Raw genomic sequence first — 22,711 nt, forward strand, 5'->3', positions numbered from 1 at the left:
TCCATAATAGGGTATAGATCATAGGTTGGTAATATCTCTGATTTAAAAGCTTTCCTCGCTGTTCTTTCAATCGCCAGATTTACAGCTGATAATTTCGAAGCTGTGAGTGATAATTTGACCATAGAATATTATTACTTTTTTCATTCTATTAATTGAATGAATTTTTATTAGAATTTCATCTAAAATGATTCATTTACAGATGATTAAGCACTATTAAAATACTTAAAGCATTGTTATAGAAATATCGGACGTATAAACTTTTAATACTTTGCAAACATTCAAAGCACCAATTAGAACCTATACGTATAAATTGCTTTTACCACTCCAACTTCTTGTAAGGTTGTAAGCCTTCTAGCTAAAGTTTCACTATTTAACCAATTATGGTTGTAAACAAAAAAGATATCTGTACCAGGTGTAATAATCCATCTAAATCTCGTATTTGTTCCAAGAACCTCGCTTACATCATCAAACTGAATGTTTGAGGAAATTGAAATATCAGGTGTAAAATCAAGACCAAGATCTAACTGGAATAAATTGGTATTAAACCCACTATTCATTGCAGATACTTTGGTATGCGTATACCCACTGCTTAGATTAATACCAGGTGCTGGACGAATGGTTAAACCCAATACTAAACTGGAAATATCACCAGTCCAAAAACCCCCAGCTTCATAAGCAATTGAGCCCGATATCTTACGAAAGGATGCAGAAGATGCCTCAATTTCGTAACCCCAATTTACATATTCCCCTAAAGGCACGACAACAGAACTATCATTGAGTATGTCAAAATCTTCGTTAAGGTATTCAAAGCTCCTAGATACTTGAACACCTAATTTATCACCAGATTCAAACCGGATAGTTCCCAAATTAAACCCTAAATATTCGGTAAGAGGTTTGTTTCCCAATGAAGTCAGATATTCATATTCAATACCCCATTCTATTTCTCTAATTAATTTGCTCTTATCAAACAGCGGAGCGTATTTTATTCCTGGTTGTAACCTTTTAAAACCATTACGTTGGTTGAACCCAACGGCTGGATCATACTCATCGCCAAATTCCCTATACGAAACATTTCCAGACCACGGTTTGTTGGGAAAATTAAGACGAAACCCCCTAACTGATCTATCTGATATAGAAGTGAAATTATCTGAGGGGGAAGCGGGATTGTGGGCAACAAAAAAGGCGGAAAGTTGCAGCCTCTTATTGCCCAAGAATTCTGAAGTACTTAAGTTTAGATCAGCACCCCATGTCTTCCTATCTTGAACCGGGTTACTTAATACGATATCGTCTTCGGTACTTCTATGAGTATATATTACGCCGATAGAGCTTTCCTTCCAGAAATTTCGCCTATACCTACCTATCGTAAAATTTTCTGGATTTAGTTCTCCCATCTTACCAGTACGTACGTGTAATAGTGCTATGTTATTCTTACCAACATTTCCTATAATACGACCTCCGTACTTAATAGGTACACGCATCCCATTCACCAGTCCGATCCTACGACTAAAATAGGGATCAACACCACTTGATGGTGCGAATTGTAAAATTGAAGATCCCTCTAGAAAAAAATCTCTTTGTTCAGGAAAACGCAACGAAAAACGAGTAAGATTTATTTGTCGATTGTCTACCTCGGCCTGTGCGAAATCTGTATTATATGTAAAAGAGGCTTTCAATTGAGAAGTAATATTGTAATTAATATCAAATCCAAGGTCGGCGGAAGTACTACTGGTAGCCGCATCGTTATCCTTATCATATTCTTTGCTAGACTGGGTAATGGCATAGGGGATTATTTCTAAACCTAATCCCTGCGATGGATCTGCAAGACCAGTAAGAATACCAGCATTCTGTGGCCTAAACAATCCTTGATTACGACGGTGGCCTGCCCATAATAGCTCTTCATTTTTGCGACGTATAGTTCTTCGAAAATTAATTCCCCAGGCATCATTTTTAGAATCGAAGTTTATACTGCGAAAGGGAATTCTGATTTCTGCCGACCACCCAAAATCACCAATATGGGTCCATGCTTTCCAAATGCCATCCCAGTCTTTGTTAAAGGTTCCACTCTGACCAGGAGAAATGAGGGCATCACCCCGTAATCCAAATGGATTAATTTCAAAAAAATAGGCACTTCGCTTGTCCATAAATGTATCAAAAATAAATCCGAAATTATCGTCTGTCTCGAGGGATGCGTCCCTCTTCTTTTGAAAAGCCTTTATATCTGACGGATTACTATCATAACAAACTACTGCGATATAAATATTTTGGTCATCGAAGGCGATTCTTACTTTTGTTTGCTCTGTTGGTTGACCTCCTTCTTTAGGTTCTTGCATTAGAAAATCGTCATTGCCTGGAATAGATAACCAAAACTCTTCATCTACAATACCATCCAAATGGAGCTCGATATCATTGAGTGGATGTGCTATTAGTTCCTTTGAATCATTTTCATTAGTACCGTCCTGACCAAATCCTAGAATAGGAAGCATACATATAGGTATTAAATTAATAGTACCTATCAGAATTTTTGTAAAGCGGTTTTCAAATTTTTGTGCATTTCTATTTATTTTAAAGGCCAAATTATTGTGCTGGTGCATAATTAATTTAAGAGTTTGATTGAATACTACAGGACTAACAATAGATGAAAAATATTTTTTATTTCCTTTATTCTCAATTGAATTAATCTCCTTTAAGCCAATAAATAGCTCCAAAAATGTGGTCTAAAAAGTTTTTGTCTTTAAATGATTCTGGTTTATGCCCCAAAGCGGTATAAAACGATCTTCCTCCTTCATACTCTTGATACCATGAAATGGGATGTTTCTCTCCCATTCCTTTTAAAGGAATGTCATCATAACCAGCAGTAAAATCATAAGAAGCTTCATCAACTGTCATTAGAATAGTAAGTTTATCTAAATTCATGTTTTCGAAGTTATACCACTCATCACTACGAAGCCATTTCTTTGGTAGATGCCATGTTGCCGAAAAATCTTTATCCTCTACGTTTACAATTGCGGCTTGTAATTTTGGGTGATTCACAAATTTCGCTCCAACAAGACCGTCAAACCAAGTATTATCGTTTTCGCCATCTGCTGTTCCGTGTATACCTAAAAAACCTCCCCCACGCTTCATAAATGCTTTTAAAGCGATCATGTGTTTTGGCATTAAATAATTTGCATTGGCGTTCATAAAAATTACCACATCATATGCTGGTAATTTCTCAATAAGATCATTGGGTCTTTGTGTCCAATCAAAAATAAACTGATTTTCTGTTGCCATTTCTTCAAAAGCTTGAACAGCAACAGGAATGCTATTGTAATGCCAATCATCATGTTGGGTGAACAATAAAACACTAAACTGATCTTGAGCACTCGTTTTAATCATTGTAAAAAATATTATAGTTAATAACAGATACTTTATTGTTAAGAATTTCATCGTAAAACATTTATTTTCATAATTCATATTTTCCCAGACTAAGCCAATGCTTGTCATTGTTACCTAGCTGTAATCTTAATAGTTCTTCAATCACCTATTATAAAGCTGCCTTTTAATGATCTGAAATTGTTTTATGCCACCAATCTTCAATTTCTTTTTCACTTTTATCAATTGAATAGTAAAAGTCATAGCATTAAAAAAACGCATGCCATTTTTTTCTACTAAACCTTTAACTAAAACCAACTTAATATCAATGTATTTTGATAATTCTTTTAACTGGTTCTCTTATCTATATGGTGCATTTACCAACAGGCTTTGAGAAATAAAAATGCTTAAAAGTGGACTTGATACTATTTTAGAGTGCAACATTATTTTGAAATTAAAAGCTATAACCATAGGTATAAACTACGATACATGAATAAAAAAAATGTATTACTTGGTATTCTTCCAATTTGTTAGTTCAAATATTTTATGAAAAATACCGGTGTTTTCATATATCCCATTAAATGCCTCAGAACCTGGACCAAAAGCAAACACCGGAATTAAAGTGGCAGAATGTCCTTTGGTTGAAAACGTACCTGTAATCTCCTTATAATCGTCATAAGTGGTACCATCTTCTTTTTCCTTTGGGGTAGAGGCTAATGTAAAACCTCCTGTTTCATGATCTGCAGTTACAATAACCAAAGTATTGCCATCTTTCTCTGCAAAATCTAGCGCTTTACCTACAGCGTCATCAAAATCAATTAATTCAGATATCAAATAATCAGCATCATTAGAATGACCTCCCCAATCTACTTGCGAACCTTCTATCATCATAAAAAAACCAGATTTAGCAGCATCTTTATTCAAAAATTCTATACCTAATTCTGTTGCTTTAGGTAAAAAATCTCCTCGTCCTTTTGCCACCGCATTCATATGCTCTTCGGCTAATAAATAAGCCATTTTAGAATGTTTTTTAATTTCTGAAAAACTTCCCAAAGCAGTTGTATCTACCTCAAATCCATTTACTTTTAATTCTGCTAATAAATTTTTCCCATCTTTTCTTTTAGTAAGAAATTGTCTTCCACCACCGGCTAAAAAGTCTACATCAGAAGTAACTAAATCTAAAGCAATATCTTCATATTGGCTTCTATGTAAAACATGCGCATAAAAACTAGCTGGAGTGGCATGTTGTATTGACGAGGTTGCAATTAATCCGGTTTTAACATGTTGTGGAGCTAAAATCTCTACCAAAGTTTTTAAATGCGAGGAGTCTACAGCAACACCAACAGCACCATTGTACGTCTTTTCTCCTGTTGAAAAAGCTGTTGCTCCAGCAGCAGAATCTGTAACATCTTCTGTTGCAGAAGAGGTCTTAATAAGTCCGATTGACTTAAACCTTGCGTAATTTGGTTTGGTCTTTTTAAAATAAAATGCAGAGGATACTTGAGACAAACCGGTACCATCTGCTATTAAAAGAATAACATTCTTAGCTTTTGGTCTTAACTCTTCTTTAATAACTGCAGATTTGCAGGAAATTAATGTTACTAAAAGGGCTATAAAAATACTATTTCTATAAATCATAAATTCTGTTTTCAGAGTTATTAATATTAAATTATGTTCTTGTTTTTAAACCAATAATAAACGGCTTTGTTTGTCCTTTTTTTTAACTGATAAAGTTGTGTACATCCCATAAATTACACCTACAAAACCGTGAACTTTTAAGTACTTAAAAAAGTAGCGTCTACTTTTTTATTTATCAATTGTCAATCTTCATTATTTATCCGCGCACCGGACTACTATCTTAATCTATCTTCTTAAGAAAAAAACCTATTTTTTCTTTAAGTAGCAGCAACAAATCACTAAAAATCTAGACCTAGATATAGTTTATCTCTACTTATTTATTTTCCAGGTGAATAAATATTGGGTTCTCCATTTTCATTTTATAAGCCTTCAATACAAACGTATTTTTTTCTATACGGGCATCTTTCCAATCATGCCATTGAAAACCAATTTTATTAGACCAATAGATCCAATCCCAATTGATGTAGCAAAATGCTTTTATTCCTGGGTTATCATATAACATTTCAAAAAAAGGATTGAACCATTTATCCCAAGAAATTTCACCATCTAAGACTCCAACATAGCGTGGGGTGGATTCGCCAATCATCACTGGTTTTTCATGAATATGGGCACTATCAAAAAAGTTTTGTAAACCAATATGATCAAATTCTTCAGGGCTAAAAATATCAATACCCCACCAATCTACATATTGGTCACCAGGATAATATGCCATTAGCTTTTCAAGACTCATAAAATTTGCAGAGCCACCTCCAGAACACCAAACTGTAGCCGATTTTATATTCTTTTCTTTAAATGCCTTTGAAATAATTAGGAATACTTTTTTAAAACTTTCAGGAGAATATCCATTCCAATCGCCCTCAAACTCGTACCCTATTCTGGTAAAGGAAGGTCTGTCTAAATCCAAAAGTACTTTATAGAATGCTTGTAATTGTTTGTCATATTTTCCATCAGCTACGTCTGTATCTAAACCTGCCCCAGTATCCTTACCTCCTGTAAATCCTAAACCAATTTGAGGCATTATCCCTTTGGGCAAACTATCTAAAACATGTTTTAAATCTTTTCCCCAAGATTCAATCTTTTTTACTGGTGCGGTTATATTAACATAAGTCATATATATAGCAGGCATCTTGCTTTGACCAACGGCATTTACATAATCCTGAAACCCATTTTTATCCTGACCAGCACCGTGATAAATTCCTATTTCTGGTTCGTATTTAGCATTATAATTAAAACGGGGGATAACCTCTTGGCTAAATCCATTTTGCAAAAACAACAACAGAACAATTAAACTTATTTTATGCATAACTGATAAACCTCTTAATTATATAATTTTTTAAATTTGTTTTCAATACGATTTGAAAAACAACATAACACACCAATTTGTAAGCATTTTAAACACTAGCTTACAGCTTACAATTTGTTTAAATTCTCTGTTTCAAACCAATCATACTCAGCCGTATTTTCACATGTAACCCCTAATGAAGTTGAATACATTCCGTAAATGGTTCCTACAAATCCGCCAGCTACCTTAGTGCTTAAAAAGCGTGCATCAACAGTATCCTTTAATAGTTGCCAATTGTTCTCTCCTTCAGCAAACAAAAAACTGTATGTAGCTCCTTTTGCCTCTATTTTTAATTTAATTGAAGTATTTAATTGAAGCGGTTTTTCAATTAGTAACTCCAAAGTATCTTCCTTAGATTTTAATAATTGAATTACAGGTTTATTATCTTTTAAACTCTTACATAAATAGTAATAATGTTGTTCATTTTGAAAAGCAATTAAGCCCGCTTTTTCATTTTCAGAAACTGGTTTAAAAGTTAGGTTTGTAGTTACATTCCCAAATAAATGTTTTTGTCTATACCCTATAAAACTTGGGTTTGAAGCACCCGAAGTAGTTTCTGGACGTGTATGTATCTTTAATTTTCCATTTAAAATTGAATACCATTTTTCTTTTGGAGTTCTTAAAAAAATCCAGTCAAAAGCTAATGAATTCGAATTAAATTCATCTTTAAAATCAACATTTCTAGATGTCGTTTTAGTTGCTAATTTAGCTAAGGATATTTTATAATTATCTTTTACAATATCTCCTTCTAAATCAAAAATAGGCCAATCATTTTTCCATTTTACAGGAACCATAAATGTTTCTCTTCCTGTATTAAAATGCCCCTCATTATCGTAAGGTCTACAACCTAGAAAAACGCCCCACCAATTTCCATTATTGTCTTCAATAATATCTGCATGACCTGTTGATGTAACTGGATTTTCTCTATTCGCATCCAAATGTCTTTGGGTTAAAATAGGATTATCTTTATAACTTACATAAGGCCCTTTTACATTTTTACTTCTAAAAACAACTTCGGAATGCTCATCAGAGGTTCCGCCTTCTGCTGCCATTAAATAGTAATATCCGTTTTCTTGATAAATATGAGGTCCTTCAATCCATATGGGCTTATCTTCTGGTTTCGCTCCTTTATTAATAACTATTTGGGCACTGCCGACCACTTTTAAAGTTTCTAAATCGAATTCGTAAATTTTTATAGTACGATGACCATCATATTCTGGTTTATTATCTGGTGATTCGCTGTTGTAAACGATATATGATTTTCCATCTTTATCAAAAAAAAGTGATGGGTCTATACCCGAAAGTTCTGGAATCCAATTAGGATTAGACCATGGACCCTCAGGATTTTTAGCGGTAACCACAAAATTATTTTCACCTCCAACTAAGGTACAAACCAAGTAATATAAACCTTTGTGATAGTTAATTGCAGGAGCAAAAATACCACTTGAAACATCTAAACCATCTAAATTTAATTGCTCTGGTCTGTCTAATACGTTTCCTATTTGTTTCCAATTCACTAAATCTGAACTTTTAAATATAGGAATACCAGGAAAATAAGCAAACGTAGAATTAACCATGTAAAAATCTCCATTAACCTTACAGATACTCGGGTCTGGATAAAAACCTTGTAGAATAGGATTGGAGTATGTACTTGTCTGAGATTTTATTTGTTGTTTTTCATGACTTTCATTTTTACAATAGGTCATTAAAAATACAGAAACAAATAATAGAAAAACAACCCTTTTCATATTTATAATTTTTCATTTAAACCTTCTAAAACACTAAAATATGCAGGTTTTGGTTCTAAGTTTTCATCATAAATTGTTGGCCAATCTTTCATTTTAAAAAAACCACTAATCCAGCTATCTCTATCTGTAAAATCCCAAAAAGTAATACCATATTGTTGCTTTTCAGGAACTATAGAACGGTACATTTTAATAAGGTTTTTATACTTTTCTGCTTGTTTATTTTTCATCTCATCGGTAAGCTCATCATACAATTGAATACCTCCACCTCTAGTATCATTATGTGTATTAAAAATAATATCAACTTCTGATAGATGAATTTGCAAGCCTGTTTTTACTGCTTCTTTTAGCGCATGGGCAATAATATCGTCTGGAATATCCATTCGAGTATGCATTTGAAAACCTATTCCCGAAATCGGAACGTTTTGGCTTCTTAATTCCTTAATTAGTTTAAGTGTCGCATTAAGTTTTACCGTATCTCTTTCAATATTAAAATCGTTATAAAACAAAACGGCGTTAGGATCTGCCTCATGCGCATATGTAAATGCCTTGGCAATGTAATCTTTACCAATAGCATTATACCACATGGTTTTCCGAATGGCTCCTCCTGCAGATTCAAGCCCCTCATTTACTACATCCCATGCTGCTACTTTACCTTTGTAACGCCCCACATAGGTTTTAATATAATCTTCCATAAATTTAGACATCCATAAACTATCTTTAGATGCTTTTTCTTCTACCCATTTTGGTGTTGAACTATGCCAAATTAAATTGTGTCCAAATAGCCGTTGATTATTGGCTTTAGCATACTTAACAATACTATCTACTCCACCCCAATAATATACACCTTCACTAGGCATAACCTTGTTCATCTTCATATCACTTGCTGATGTAATACTATTGAAATTGTTGATTTGTAAGGCTTGTAATTCTGAATCGCTTAATAATGTTTTAATTTTTATTGCGGTTCCTATAGGAAAGGCTGCATTATTTTTAAGGCTTGTTTTAATTGGTAATACCTTCTTCCCGCAAGAAAAAAACAGTGAAAGCATTAGGCATGTGCACAAAGAGTAAAACAAGTGTTTTTTAGAAATCATTTTATTAGTTTCGGAAATTAATTAAAGCACTAAAACTATTCAACTTTAGGAATTTCAACTAGCACTATTAGGTCAATACTTATAACTAATGTTGCTTATTTCTAATAAAACTTTGGTATTAATTAAATTTTAAGAAAGATCTTTAAAATAAAGGTTTTTTCTTATCTATAGTATTATTGTATCCATCACTTTTTACGGTAAGATTCATTATATATTCTCAAGCATTACTCTATTTTACCTCCTCTACTCCTGCACCAGTACCCAATTCATAATCACAAACACTCGACATCATTAGAAGGTAGAGCTAAAGCCATATCGCTTTCTACAACTTCAATCGCATCAATTACAAATTCTCCTTATACTTTACTCATATCCAAAGCCAAATATGTAGAAGAAGAACTTGTAGCAGATATCCAAGAGTACAGGACCTATTTAGGAGCAGTCGTATAACGAACAGCATATTGACCAACGTAAACACTTGGATTTGTAAGTTTTATTTGAAACCCTTTTTGTCGGGGTGATAGTACTTTTAGAAGTCCTAACAAACACTCAGTGCAAATGAAAAAGTGAAAGCTTAGGCCTTCTCCTTTTTTGTTTCCAAATGCTTACACAAACAATAGCTGGATTTGCAGAATCCTAATAAACCCTCATTGCAAATACTAAAATGAAGGCTAATGCCTTCTCTTTTTTTGTGTCCAAACGCTTACACAAACAATAGCCGGATTTGCAAAATCCTAATAAACCCTCAGTGCAAATATCAAAATGAAGGCTTAGGCCTTTTCTTTTTTTGTTTCCAAACGCTTACACAAACAATAGCTGGATTTGCAGAATCCTAATAAACCCTCATTGCAAATACTAAAATGAAGGCTAATGCCTTCTCATTTTTTGTGTCCAAACGCTTACACAAACAATAGCTGGATTTGCAGAATCCTAATAAACCCTCATTGCAAATACTAAAATGAAGGCTAATGCCTTCTCATTTTTTGTGTCCAAACGCTTACACAAACAATAGCTGGATTTGCAGAATCCTAATAAACCCTTATTGAAAATAACAAAATGAAGGCTTAGGCCTTCTCTTTTTTTGTTTCCAAACGCTTACACAAACAATAGCTGGATTTGCAGAATCCTAAGAAACACTCATTGCAAATATCAAAATGAAGGCTTAGGCCTTCTCTTTTTTTGTTTCCAAACGCTTACACAAACAATAGCTGGATTTGCAGAATCCTAAGAAACACTCATTGCAAATATCAAAATGAAGGCTTAGGCCTTCTCTTTTTTTTGATTCCAATCGTTTACAAAAACAATAGCTGGATTTGCAGAATCCTAATAAACCCTCAGTGCAAATATCAAAATGAAGGCTTAGGCCTTTTCTTTTTTGTTTCCAAACGCTTACACAAACAATAGCTGGATTTGCAGAATCCTAATAAACCCTCAGTGCAAATGACAAAGTGAAGGCTATCGCCTTCTCACTTTTTTGATTCCAATCGTTTACAAAAACTACATCTGGATTTGCAGAATCCTAATAAACCCTCAGTGCAAATATCAAAATGAAGGCTTAGGCCTTCTCTTTTTTTGTTTCCAAACGCTTACACAAACAATAGCTGGATTTGCAGAATCCTAATAAACCCTCAGTGCAAATATCAAAATGAAGGCTATCGCCTTCTCACTTTTTTGATTCCAATCGTTTACAAAAACAATAGCTGGATTTGCAGAATCCTAATAAACCCTCAGTGCAAATGACAAAGTGAAGGCTATCGCCTTCTCACTTTTTTGATTCCAATCGTTTACAAAAACTATGTTTTTGACACTTTTGTAATCAAAAAAGTGAACCATTCACATGGTTCACTTTATCGCTTGGTCGGGATGACAGGATTTGAACCTGCGACCACACGGCCCCCAGCCGTGTACGCTACCGGACTGCGCTACATCCCGAATTTAATACATACCAAATATACAATTAAGGCGGTTAAATAGGCAAATTTTATCGCGGCATTAATAAAAGTAAACCACTAACAATCAGTTTTTAAATACTATTTTAAAGGGGTGAATTAGCATATAAAAACTATCTTAGAAGCTTAAAGCATTTAAAGTGAAATTTTTACTGTTATTTATAGTGCCCTTTTATTGTTTAGCACAACCTAATGAATTTTTTAAGGATGAAGTAGCTGCAATTACTGAAAAATATGATTCTATATGGGATTCCTCCAAGGAAACCATCATATTTACAGGTAGTTCAAGTGTACGCATGTGGAAATCATTAGAACGCAATTTTCCAGAACATCAAATACTAAATACAGGTTTTGGAGGATCACAAACTATTGATTTATTAGGCTATACGGAAGAGCTTATTTTAATGTATCAACCTAAAAAAGTATTCATTTACGAGGGAGACAACGATATATCGTCTAAAAAAAAACATAAAGAAATACTCCGTAATTTTTCAAAAATCATTAAACAAATAAAAAAGAATGACAGTACTACAAAGGTGGTTATCATCTCTCCGAAACCAAGTATTTCTCGTTGGAAATTAAAAGGTAAATACAGAAAATTAAATAGAAAATTAAGGCGATTTTGCGATGAAAATGAGAATTTAGAGTTCGCAAACGTATGGGATATCATGCTCCACAGAAAAAAAATAAAGTCAGATCTTTTTATAAGTGATGGCTTACACATGAATGAAAAAGGATACCAACTCTGGCATTCTATTATTAAAAAATATATAGATTAACAACGTAAATTAACCACTTATGAAAAAAAAGATACTCGCAATAAAAATAGCCTTGTTTGCACTGGCAATTATCTCACTTTCTTGTGCTGAAAAAAAGAAAAAAATCAACCTTGTATTTCCTGAAACAAATTTAGCTTCCGAAAATATAATTCCGAAACCCTCTAAAATTATAGCTACAAATTCGGCTTTTGGCTTGGATAAAAACACGGTAATCTATACCTCACAAGCTTCTAATGAATTTGAAGCAGTAGGGCAATTCTTATCTGACAAGATTGAAGAACTTACGGCATTAAAGATTCCTGTAAATTCTACGGAGCTAGAAACTGTAGATCGGGTTATTTACATCAACCAATCAGACAGTCTTGATTTACAGGTAAAAGAATCTTATCAGTTATATATCTCTAAAGATTCTATCATCATTAATTCTATGACTGCAGAAGGCGCTTTTAGAGGTGTCCAAACACTTAGACAGATAATCCCAGAAAAGAGTAATGATACCATCACGGATCACGCTATGTGGTTAGTTCCTTCAGGCAAAATCATAGATAGTCCTAATTTTGAATATAGAGGAGCTATGTTAGATGTTGCTAGACACTTTTTTAGTGTTTCTGAAATAAAAAAATATATTGATCTACTGGCTTACTACAAAATTAATCAATTACACCTGCACCTTACAGATGATCAAGGTTGGCGCATTGAAATAAAATCATGGCCAAAACTTACCTCGGTTTCGGGTAATACAGAAGTTGGTGGTGGTAAAGGCGGTTTTTACACGCAAGAAGAGTATAGTGAAATTGTTGCGTATGCTACTGAACATCATATGACCATTATTCCTGAAGTAGATATGCCAGGGCATACCAATGCTGCTTCTGTTGCATATCCAATTCTTAACGGAAATGGTAAAACCCTAAAACCTTATACGGGTACTCATGTGGGCTTTAGTACATTTGATGCCCACAAGGATACCGTTTATGCTTTTATTGATGATGTAGTTAGAGAAATAGCAGCACTTACTCCTGGACCTTATTTTCATATAGGAGGAGATGAAAGTCATGTAACAAAAAAGAAAGATTATATCCTTTTTGTAAATCGTGTAGAAAAAATTGTTCAAAAACATGGCAAGCAAATGATTGGCTGGGATGAAATTATGCAAGCGGATGTAGATAGCAGCAGTATTGCACAACATTGGAACACGAAAAAAAATGCAACGGATGCAGCAGCAAGAGGATCAAAAATAATTATGTCTCCCGCTACGAGAGCTTATCTGGATATGAAATATGATGACGCCTCTATTCATGGCTTAGATTGGGCAGCACTTATTCCTGTAGATACCGCTTACAATTGGTCTCCTACCACCTACATTAAAGAGCTAAAAAAAGAAGATATCTTAGGAATAGAAGCACCACTTTGGTCTGAAACAATAGCAAACATGGCTGAACTTGAATACTTGGCATTCCCAAGAATGATAGGATACGCAGAACTTGGTTGGTCTACCGATGAAAATAGAAATTGGGAAGATTTTAAAATAAGATTAGCGAACCAAACACCCTACTTAAACAGAATGAATGTAAACTACTACCCTTCTGAATTAATAGATTGGAAAAAGGATACTACAAACGATACACTTAAAAATTAGACGAGCTCTAAAAAAGACCCCTACGCAATGAAATATTACACAATTTTTTTAGTCCTTATTATGCTTGCAAGCTGTAAACCTGAGCCAAAGAATGTTGAAGAAGCTTCTGATAACAATAATGAAGTACCCGTTACTTCTTTTTATGTAGGTACCTATACAAATAAAGAAAGTAAAGGAATTTATAGCTACAGCCTTACGACTGAAGGAAAAATGAACAAAATTGGATTAGCTGCAGAAGCAACAAACCCATCCTATTTAGCACTAAGCCCTAATAAAAAATACCTATTAGCGGTGAACGAAGAAAATCAAGACAATAATGGTTTTGTAAGTGCTTATGAGATTAAAAATGATAGCTTACTATTTAAAAATAAGGTATTGTCTGGTGGTGCACATCCTTGCCACATCAGTATAAATAAAGACAACTACTTGGTAGTTTCTAATTATACAGGAGGTTCTGTTGGCTTATTACAACTAAACTTAGAAGGATACGTATCAGATGTACTAGATCTACAGCAACATACAGGAAAAGGTACTACAAAAAGACAAGAAGCCCCACATGCACATTCTTCTTGGTTTGATAATGATACTTTTATATCGGCAGATCTAGGAACAAATGAGCTTTGGTTTTCTAAAATTGACACTTTAAATAATAAACTAGAAGCAATTAAACCTTACAAATTGGCTATGGAAGAAGGTGCTGGTCCAAGACACTTGACTGTACACCCAAGTAAAAATTACAGCTATGTTTTTAATGAGCTAGACAATACAATTACTAGTCTTTTAAAGTCTGGGAATGGCACTTATGAAAAAGTGCAAACTATTTCTACTATTCCTGAAGGTTTTACAGGCGCAACAAAAGGCGCTGATATACATATTTCTGATGATGGAAAATTTGTATACGCCTCTAACCGAGGTCACGACAGTATTGCCATTTTTAGTGTAAATGAAAGTGATGGTCGTTTAAATTTAGTAGGATACGAATCTTGCCATGGAGAGAATCCAAGAAATTTTTCGTTATCACCAGATAACAATTTTCTAATCGTTGCTAATCAGGATACTAATAATTTGGTATCGTTTAAAAGAAATTCTCAAACAGGCCTATTAACTTTCGTAGCAGAAATAGAAGCTCCTACTCCTGTTTGTATTCTTTTTAACTAAGTCCCTAAACAGTCGTGATTTATAACTTATTTATTGTTGAAAATATGTTTTGAATTTTTTCATAATTTAATGGTTTTTCTAAATATCCGATGACATTTTCATAATTTGATGCAACTTCTTTATCCTTAGGCCTACCTGAAGATGTTAGCATTACTATAGGAATATCTGAATATAAAGATTTAACAGCTTTAGAATCTAAAAACTCAAACCCATCCATTACAGGCATATTAACATCTAGAAAAATTAAATTTGGTTGGTTAGCAGAAAGGTATTCTATTGCTAGTTCACCATTTAACACAGCATCCACATTTTCAAAACCTAAATTTTTCAGTTTTGTAGTTGTAATGTAATTGGTAATCTCATCATCCTCCACTAGTAATATTCTGAAAACGCTGTTTGATTGATTGTTCATTAAAATATAATTTTAAATTCGGTTCCTTTATTTAATTCACTTTTCACACTAATTTCTCCTCCATTATTGGTAATCATAGAATGCGTCACATAAAGCCCTACTCCTAAACCTTCTACGTGAGTATGCATTCTTTTAAACAGTCCGAATATTTTTTCTGGAGGGGTAGTTTTATCAAACCCAAGTCCATTGTCTTTAACGGTTAAAACTAGTTTACCTTGAACTAAACTTGTCTTAATAAAAATAACAGATTTTCTATTTGGATTTCTATATTTAATAGCATTAGAGATCAAATTTTGCAAGATACTTTCCATTTGTTTCAAATTATAATCAATGGTAGGAGCATGTACAAAATCTTCTTTTATGATAGTTCTAGTCTGCACTATTTCTTCAATATGAATACTCTTTACTTTACTTACAATAGCAGAGAAATTAATAATTTCAATTTTATCATCTAAAGTTGTCTTTAAAGCAATTACGGAGTTTAAAGCTCTTAACTTATCGCACATTTGCTTTGCTACTTGTTGCACTTTCTCAAAGACAGGCATCCCTTTCTCAGAAATTGAATTATCACTTTGTAACATGTCTAATAAACTATGAATATTAGTCAGCGGTGATCTTAAATCGTGTGCCGCTACATATGAAAACTCTTCTAATTCTTGATTTTTGCGCTTCAGATTATCGTTTACGGTTTGTAAATTTATTTTTGCAGCCTTTAGCTGATCAATAGTATTGGTTAAACTCGTGACATCCAGAGTACTCATACCTAAATAATCACCGATTTTAAATGCTTTGATCATGAATTTAAGTACGCCGTTATCGGTATGAAAAGAAACTTCATCAAAACCAATAGACTTACCTGTTACCAAGACATTTTTATATAATTGATACCTCTCATTCTCTTTTAAATAAGGAAAAAAATCTAATAAATTTCTTCCAATAAAATCTTCTCTTTTAATTTTAATGGTATTTAGAGCAGCTTGATTAATATCGACAAAATTTAAATCTTTATTCAGAATAACGAAGGGTGAGTATGCCATATTGAAAAAGGCTCCTCTTAGCTCCTTATCGTATTCCCCATCTATTTTTGCCATAATATTGTTTTTTTGGTTTAGAGTAAATCATTTCTATGCCACAAAATTGATGTTTTAAATGGAAAACTAAGAGGAAGAATCTTTAGCTGTAATTAAGCTATAGACGAATACCCACAAACTGTAGGTGAAAGACAGGTAGCCCTATGTTTTTAAAAGAAAAAGAGGCAAAAAAATATGAATTTTCATATTTTTTTGCCTCTTTCAAGCAATTGATACTAAGGATATTAAATCTAGTTTTTCTCCTCTTCTTTTATTTCTTCCTTTGCTTCTTCTTTTACTTCTTCTTTTGCTTCAAAGTCTGATATTCCTTGTTCTTGAAGCATGTTATACCATTGAATAACTTTCTTTATATCACTGGCATATACTCTATCTTCATCATAGTTAGGAAGTATCTCAAAGAAATACTCTTCTAACTTTAACTTATCATCTTTATGAGAAACTGGTGTTTTCTCCCCATTTTCTTTTTCTTGAATTTTTAAGAACACTTCTCGAAGCGGAATTTCTGCATCTAGTGTGTAAATAGCGATTTCAGAAAGAACACTTACATTGTTCTTGAAACCAACTGTTATTTTTTTACCATCTAATAATGATTCTGCTACAAAACCAGCTCTAGTTTGTGTTAATAATTTAAACAAACCTGGTTTTCCTCCTATGGATAAAATTTTATCTAAACTCATGTATTATTTTAATTTCTGGACAAATATTAAACTTTTACGCGTATAAAAAAACTAGTTTACCTACCTTTTTTTATATCTGGAAAACGCATGCGATAATCTGCACTAATTTTTCCTTTTGAAATATTACTCAACTTTCCTTTTAATAAACGTTTTTTTAAGCTGGATAGTTTATCGGTAAACAATATTCCTTCAATATGATCATATTCATGTTGAATCACTCGGGCTAATAAACCACCGTAGCTCTCACTTTTTTCATTAAAATTCTCATCTAAATAAGTAATTTTAATGGTTTCTTTTCTATTCACATCTTCACGAACATCAGGAATACTTAAACATCCTTCGTTAAAATTCCACTCCTCTCCAGTTTCTTCTTCTATCTTAGCATTTACGAAAACTTTTTTAAAGCCATCTAATGCTTTTTGATCTTCTGGAGATAAGTCTTCATCTTCTGAAAATGGAGTCGTATCAATAACAAATAAGCGAATAGGCAAACCAATTTGTGGTGCTGCCAAACCAACGCCACTTGCATTATACATAGTTTCCCACATATTTTCGACTAAGGTTTCTAGTTTAGGGTAGTCCTTTGCTATATCAGTTCCTACTTTTCGTAAAACTGGATCTCCGTAAGCGATAATTGGTAATATCATTTTATTAAATTCTGTTTAAATATGCTTGTAAAATAATTGTAGCACTAATTTCATCAACCAATGCTTTGTCTCTTCGTTGTTTCTTTTTTAAACCACTATCAATCATGGTTTGGAATGCCATCTTAGAAGTAAACCTCTCGTCTTGGCGTTCTATTTTAATCGTTGGAAAACTAGCTTTCAACTTTTCTATAAAAGGGAGAATCAAAGCTTCAGATTCTGAAACCTGATTATTCATTTGTTTTGGTTCTCCAACAACTAGCAACTCTACCTTCTCCGTTGCCACGTAGTTCTTTAAAAAATCTATTAATTCTTTCGTAGCTACAGTTGTTAATCCTGATGCAATAAGCTGTAACTCATCCGTAACAGCAATTCCTGTTCGAACTTTACCATAATCAAGTGCAACAATCCGTGCCATTCATTTTATTTTTTTGCAAAAATAAAGGATAAATTGTTATAACTATAAATTAGCACGAATAATTACCGTTTAGGACTTATATTTGGGAAAATTTTAGCGTAAAATGACTGAATTAAGAGAACAAATAGAAAAAGCTTGGGATAACCGAGATTTATTGAAAGAAGAAAATACACAAACTGCAATACGCTCAGTAATAGATTTATTAGATGAAGGTAAATTGCGTTGTGCTGAACCAACTACAGACGGTTGGCAAATAAATGAATGGGTTAAAAAAGCAGTAGTATTATATTTCCCTATTCAGAAAATGGAAACTCTTGAAGCTGGTATTTTTGAATACCACGATAAAATGCCTTTAAAAAGAGGTTATAAAGAAAAAGGAATTCGTGTAGTACCAGGGGCTACGGCAAGACACGGAGCTTATATTTCTGCTGGCACTATTTTAATGCCGAGTTACGTAAATATAGGTGCTTATGTAGACGAAGGTACTATGGTAGATACTTGGGCAACAGTAGGTAGCTGTGCTCAAATTGGTAAAAATGTACACCTTAGTGGTGGTGTTGGTATTGGCGGCGTTTTAGAGCCATTACAAGCGGCTCCTGTAATTATTGAAGATAATGTATTCGTAGGCTCTAGATGTATCGTTGTAGAAGGCGTACGTGTAGAAAGAGAAGCTGTTTTAGGTGCAAATGTTGTTCTTACTGCATCTACTAAAATTATTGACGTTACCGGAGATACTCCTGTTGAACGTAAAGGATTAGTACCTGCTAGATCGGTAGTAATTCCTGGTAGCTATACTAAAAAATTCCCTGCAGGAGAATACAACGTTCCATGTGCATTAATTATTGGTACACGTAAGGAAAGTACCAATAAAAAGACCTCTCTAAATGACGCACTTAGAGAATATGATGTAGCGGTATAAAACAGACCCTAAATAATATAACGTAGTCTTCCATGGTTTTATAAATCATGGAAGACTTTTTTTTTGAAATGGTTTTCATATAAATACCTTAAAATATTATTTATACAGGCCATTTTTTTTTAGGTTTGCCGCCGCATAAAAACAAATGTTCTTGTTTAAATTTTACAAGTTTTAATAGATACTTTGATATGAAGATAGTGATACTGGCCGCAGGAATAGGTTCAAGATTGGGAAACCCGTTTCCTAAACCTTTAACGCCATTGGTAAACGGAAAAAGTATCATGCAAATGCAGCTTGATAACATCAATACTTATTACTCCGTAGAAGATATCAATGTGGTCGTTGGCTTTAAAAAAGACTTAATCATGGAACGTTTTCCTAATTTAAGCTATACTTACAACCCTTCTTTCAATAAAACAAACACGTCAAAAAGCTTATTAAAAGTTTTAACAAAGTTTAGAGATACATCTGTACTTTGGATGAATGGCGATGTTGTATTTGATGAAAAACTATTCGATGTTTTAAATCCATTTATTCAGAAAAAACAATCCTTTATAGCGGTTAACACTAGTAAAGTAGCAGATGAAGAAGTAAAATACACCCTAGAAAACGGATTTGTCAAGGAACTATCAAAAACAGTTAAAGGCGGACTTGGAGAAGCTGTTGGGATTAATTATATAGCCTCAAAAGACATCAATAGTTTTATTACTAGACTAGAAGAATGTGATCAAAATGATTATTTTGAACGTGGACTTGAAATTTCCATCGAAAAAGATGATTTAAAAATGTGTGCAGTAGACATTTCTGAATACAATTGCATAGAAATAGATTTTCAAGAAGATTTAGATACCGCCAATAAACTACATAAAGAAGTTGCTTTTACTGTAGGATTATGATCTATTGGAGTGGGTCTTATTATTAAACACAAACCAGATCCTTACTGCATCAACAAAAATTATCATTAGTACAGGAGATAATTCCTTGGACTATAAACATTGGCGTAGGAAAAGAAAATACCTGCAAAAAGTAGTCTTTAAATGTCGTAACATAAAGTAGGTTTCCATTACAAATAAGTTTAAATCTCCGAGCTAATTTTCTTGGAGATTTTTATTTTATGGCATTACAATTTTTGGTAATAGTTCCTTTTAAAGTCTATTTTTGTAAAATCTAATACCATTAGAATGAAACAAAAATTTTTGTTATACATAACTTACGCATACAGTATTCCTATTTGCAAACCCCTTGAAAAAGAAATAAAAGCTAGAGGAATGGAGGTAAAATGGTTTGTAGAAGATGAAAAAACTAAAGCATACTTTAAAAATCAAGAAGATATTCTAACTATTGAAGAAGCAATTCATTACGAACCTCATATTGTACTTACCGCAACAGATTATGTTGCAGATTTTATTCCCGGTATAAAAGTTCAAGTCTTCCATGGTTTTCCTGCAAATAAAAGAAAAGGAACAGATCAATTTATTATCCGGAATTTCTTTGACCTCTATTGTACACAAGGAGCAACTTCTACCCCGAATTTTAAACATAAAAGCGAAAAATTAAAACATTTTGAAGTCATTGAAACTGGATGGCCTAAGATGGATGCTTTATTCCCTTTAAAAAACAAGCCTCATAATGAGAAGCCTATTATATTGGTTTCTTCTACATTTACTAAAAAATATAGTTTAGCCTTAAATGTTTCCTTGCAAGAAGAATTAAAAAGGTTATCAAAAATAGGAAAATGGCATTTTGATATTGTTTTACATCCATTAATAGCAGAAGAAACCGTAGCTAAGTTTAAGTCTTTTCAGAATGAAAACCTTACCTACCACGATACAACCAATTTGATCCCGCTATTTGAAAAATCGGATATAATGCTATGCGACACATCATCTGCATTAATAGAGTACTTATTACAACTAAAACCCGTGGTTACCTTTAGAAATAATATGCCTTTAGCCAGCTATATAAATGTTGATGAAGTGAGTGAAATTGAAGAAGCCATCCAGTATGCCTTATCACAACCTAAAGATATTATTTCAGAAATTAAAAAATATGCAGATGAATCGCACACCTTTAAGGACGGAAAATCTTCAAAAAGGGTAATTGATGCTACCTTAGATTTTCTATATAAAGATAAATCCTATTTAAAACCCAAACCTTTAAGTTTAGTAAGAAAATATAAAATAAGAAAAAAATTAAACTATTTTACTTGGAAATCATACCAAAAGCCATTGACCATAGCGGCAGACCAATTCGATAGAAAATTCTAGCATATTGAAAAACAAGATAAAAATTACGAGTCTTCTTATTACTTACAACGAAGAAAAATTTATAAAAAAATTCATAGAATCTATGAGTTTTGCTGATGAGTTAATTATTATCGATTCATTTAGTTCTGATCAAACTGTTGCTATAATTAAAGAATATCCTAATGTGAAGCTCTACCAAAGAGTATTTGACGATTTTTCGAGTCAGAAAAATTATGCCATTGAAAAAGCAAGCAATGATTGGATCATTTTTTTTGATGCCGACGAAGAAATTACTCCCCTCCTAAAGGAAGAAATAATGAACACCATTGAACTAGCTCCTAATGAGGTTGCTTTTTGGGTGTATAGGACTACCTATTACATGGGGAAACTAATAAAGCATAGTGGTTTACAAAATGATAAAGTAATTAGATTATTTAAGAAAGAAGAGTGTAGGTACAACGGTAATCTAGTACACGAAGAAATTAAAGCTAACGGTACCGTTGGCAAACTAAAAAATAAAATAAATCATTACTCCTATAAAGGAATAGATGATATTTTTAGAAAGCGGAATAAATACGCTAATCTACAAGCTATTAAATTATTTGAAAAAGGAAAAAAACCCAATTTATTCCACTTTATAATAAAACCTGCATTCCGTTTTTTTAGTCATTATATCCTAAAAAAAGGTTTCTTAGATGGTTTTCAAGGCTTTATGATTGCTTACGTCTATGGCTATACTGTATTTATGCGCTATGTAAAGTTGTGGCTATTACGTAATAATTTAAACTAAAACCGCCTTAAAACATTAACTGTTTCTTTACCTGCTTATATTGTTCGTTGGTTTTCATGCATTTAATCCCCATATAATACGCTGCTAAATAAGACCAATAAAATCCTTCTTTACCATTTAAGAAATTAAGTTCCAAGAAATATTTTTTAAAAAATTCTAATTTTACTTTTATAAAAATATATCCAATTCCATATTTTTTATTTTTAAGGTATTCTCCTTCTGAAAAGATAGAAGCATAGTTCGATAGCTTTTCTATATAATGGTCTAATGAACGCGTTGTAAAATGGAGGAAATTATTTTTCAGCTTACCGGACGGACCTTCCAAAATTACATTTTCATGTACTTTTTTTCCGTCAAACTTACCCCTATTCTTTTTAAAGAAACGCAAAATATACTCCTTACTCTCAGGACCGTACTCAAAAACTTTACCTAAAAAAACATGCTTTCTTTTTAAATAATACCCATTGTTAGAGGTACCAGAATCAAGCACTCCTTGTAGTTCGGCTATTAATTCTTCGGTTAAAATTTCATCCGCATCGATGCTAAGTACCCAATTATGGGTCGTTTGCTCCAAAGCAAATTGCTTTTGAACACCAAAACCTTCAAAATCTTTGTGAACTAATTTTACATGGTACTTTTTACAAATTTCTAAAGTAGCATCTGTACTGCCAGAGTCTACAACAACAATTTCATCTACCCAAGAAAGCTTATTCAAACATTTATCTAAAATTCGTTCTTCATTATAGGTAATAATAAAAACTGACAATTTCTCCTTCATAGTACTCTTTTAAAATAGTCGTATTTGCATTTAAAATACAA

The 22,711-nt window shown here is 32.9% G+C and carries 19 protein-coding genes and 1 tRNA gene; 7 read left to right on the forward strand and 13 right to left on the reverse strand.

Annotated elements, in window-relative coordinates:
- Window positions 1-290: 290 nt before the first annotated feature.
- The 7 genes from CELAL_RS01460 to CELAL_RS01490 form a co-directional block, all read right to left on the reverse strand.
- Window positions 291-2,705 (reverse strand): carbohydrate binding family 9 domain-containing protein, encoded by a 2,415-nt coding sequence (locus tag CELAL_RS01460; protein WP_013549135.1) that lies wholly within the window; start codon window positions 2,703-2,705, stop codon window positions 291-293.
- Window positions 2,674-3,375 carry a ThuA domain-containing protein gene (locus tag CELAL_RS01465; protein WP_052303966.1) on the reverse strand — a complete coding sequence of 234 codons (702 nt, stop codon included), beginning with the start codon at window positions 3,373-3,375 and terminating at the stop codon, window positions 2,674-2,676. Before CELAL_RS01465 ends, CELAL_RS01460 begins: the two co-directional genes overlap by 32 nt.
- Before the next feature lie 483 nt (window positions 3,376-3,858).
- Window positions 3,859-4,989, reverse strand: a complete 1,131-nt coding sequence (locus CELAL_RS01470) for an alkaline phosphatase (RefSeq protein WP_013549137.1) — start codon at window positions 4,987-4,989, stop codon at window positions 3,859-3,861.
- Window positions 4,990-5,302: 313 nt separating this feature from the next.
- Window positions 5,303-6,292: a glycoside hydrolase family 26 protein gene (locus CELAL_RS01475; protein WP_013549138.1), complete on the reverse strand. Its 990-nt coding sequence runs from the start codon at window positions 6,290-6,292 to the stop codon at window positions 5,303-5,305.
- A 107-nt stretch (window positions 6,293-6,399) separates the two neighbouring features.
- Entirely contained in the window at window positions 6,400-8,079 is a 1,680-nt protein-coding gene (locus CELAL_RS01480) for a glycoside hydrolase family 43 protein (RefSeq protein WP_013549139.1), read from the reverse strand.
- A 2-nt stretch (window positions 8,080-8,081) separates the two neighbouring features.
- On the reverse strand, window positions 8,082-9,128 hold the full coding sequence (locus tag CELAL_RS01485) for an endo-1,4-beta-xylanase (protein WP_205692182.1): 1,047 nt from the start codon (window positions 9,126-9,128) through the stop codon (window positions 8,082-8,084).
- 1,900 nt (window positions 9,129-11,028) lie between these two features.
- Window positions 11,029-11,105 (reverse strand) — tRNA-Pro (locus tag CELAL_RS01490).
- 157 nt (window positions 11,106-11,262) lie between these two features.
- Between CELAL_RS01490 and CELAL_RS01495 the strand changes: the two genes are divergently transcribed.
- From CELAL_RS01495 to CELAL_RS01505, 3 genes are read left to right on the forward strand one after another with little or no spacing between them, the layout of a single operon-like run.
- Complete coding sequence (locus tag CELAL_RS01495) at window positions 11,263-11,901, forward strand: GDSL-type esterase/lipase family protein (protein WP_013549141.1); 639 nt, start codon at window positions 11,263-11,265, stop codon at window positions 11,899-11,901.
- 19 nt (window positions 11,902-11,920) lie between these two features.
- Window positions 11,921-13,537 (forward strand): family 20 glycosylhydrolase, encoded by a 1,617-nt coding sequence (locus CELAL_RS01500; RefSeq protein WP_013549142.1) that lies wholly within the window; start codon window positions 11,921-11,923, stop codon window positions 13,535-13,537.
- 27 nt (window positions 13,538-13,564) lie between these two features.
- Window positions 13,565-14,695 (forward strand): lactonase family protein, encoded by a 1,131-nt coding sequence (locus CELAL_RS01505; protein ID WP_013549143.1) that lies wholly within the window; start codon window positions 13,565-13,567, stop codon window positions 14,693-14,695.
- Window positions 14,696-14,714: 19 nt separating this feature from the next.
- Here the strand turns inward: CELAL_RS01505 and CELAL_RS01510 are convergent, their stop codons facing one another.
- The 5 genes from CELAL_RS01510 to ruvX all read right to left on the reverse strand — a co-directional run bounded on the left by CELAL_RS01510 (window position 14,715) and on the right by ruvX (window position 17,937).
- Window positions 14,715-15,107: a response regulator gene (locus tag CELAL_RS01510; RefSeq protein WP_013549144.1), complete on the reverse strand. Its 393-nt coding sequence runs from the start codon at window positions 15,105-15,107 to the stop codon at window positions 14,715-14,717.
- Window positions 15,107-16,198, reverse strand: a complete 1,092-nt coding sequence (locus tag CELAL_RS01515; RefSeq protein ID WP_013549145.1) for a PAS domain-containing sensor histidine kinase — start codon at window positions 16,196-16,198, stop codon at window positions 15,107-15,109. Before CELAL_RS01515 ends, CELAL_RS01510 begins: the two co-directional genes overlap by 1 nt.
- A gap of 230 nt (window positions 16,199-16,428) precedes the next feature.
- A complete protein-coding gene (locus CELAL_RS01520) occupies window positions 16,429-16,875 on the reverse strand; it encodes a DUF5606 family protein (RefSeq protein ID WP_013549146.1) in 447 nt (148 codons plus the stop codon).
- 56 nt (window positions 16,876-16,931) lie between these two features.
- Window positions 16,932-17,522, reverse strand: coding sequence for a peptide deformylase (gene def / locus CELAL_RS01525; RefSeq protein WP_013549147.1), 591 nt, complete (start codon window positions 17,520-17,522; stop codon window positions 16,932-16,934).
- 4 nt (window positions 17,523-17,526) lie between these two features.
- Window positions 17,527-17,937, reverse strand: coding sequence for a Holliday junction resolvase RuvX (ruvX, locus tag CELAL_RS01530; protein ID WP_013549148.1), 411 nt, complete (start codon window positions 17,935-17,937; stop codon window positions 17,527-17,529).
- A gap of 103 nt (window positions 17,938-18,040) precedes the next feature.
- Here ruvX and CELAL_RS01535 point away from each other — a divergent pair, with 103 nt between their 5' ends.
- The 4 genes from CELAL_RS01535 to CELAL_RS01550 all read left to right on the forward strand — a co-directional run bounded on the left by CELAL_RS01535 (window position 18,041) and on the right by CELAL_RS01550 (window position 21,892).
- Window positions 18,041-18,856 (forward strand): 2,3,4,5-tetrahydropyridine-2,6-dicarboxylate N-succinyltransferase, encoded by an 816-nt coding sequence (locus CELAL_RS01535; RefSeq protein WP_013549149.1) that lies wholly within the window; start codon window positions 18,041-18,043, stop codon window positions 18,854-18,856.
- 188 nt (window positions 18,857-19,044) lie between these two features.
- Window positions 19,045-19,752, forward strand: a complete 708-nt coding sequence (locus CELAL_RS01540; RefSeq protein ID WP_013549150.1) for a phosphocholine cytidylyltransferase family protein — start codon at window positions 19,045-19,047, stop codon at window positions 19,750-19,752.
- A gap of 285 nt (window positions 19,753-20,037) precedes the next feature.
- Window positions 20,038-21,123, forward strand: a complete 1,086-nt coding sequence (locus tag CELAL_RS01545; protein ID WP_013549151.1) for a CDP-glycerol glycerophosphotransferase family protein — start codon at window positions 20,038-20,040, stop codon at window positions 21,121-21,123.
- A gap of 4 nt (window positions 21,124-21,127) precedes the next feature.
- Window positions 21,128-21,892 (forward strand): glycosyltransferase family 2 protein, encoded by a 765-nt coding sequence (locus CELAL_RS01550; RefSeq protein ID WP_013549152.1) that lies wholly within the window; start codon window positions 21,128-21,130, stop codon window positions 21,890-21,892.
- Between the two features lie 7 nt (window positions 21,893-21,899).
- Here CELAL_RS01550 and CELAL_RS01555 read toward each other — a convergent pair whose 3' ends face one another.
- The gene (locus CELAL_RS01555; protein ID WP_013549153.1) at window positions 21,900-22,670 is read right to left on the reverse strand and encodes a glycosyltransferase family 2 protein; all 771 of its coding nucleotides are present in this window, start codon (window positions 22,668-22,670) and stop codon (window positions 21,900-21,902) included.
- Between the last annotated feature and the right edge of the window lie 41 nt (window positions 22,671-22,711).

Source organism: Cellulophaga algicola DSM 14237 (genome assembly GCF_000186265.1).
Classification (GTDB): Bacteria; Bacteroidota; Bacteroidia; order Flavobacteriales; family Flavobacteriaceae; genus Cellulophaga; species Cellulophaga algicola.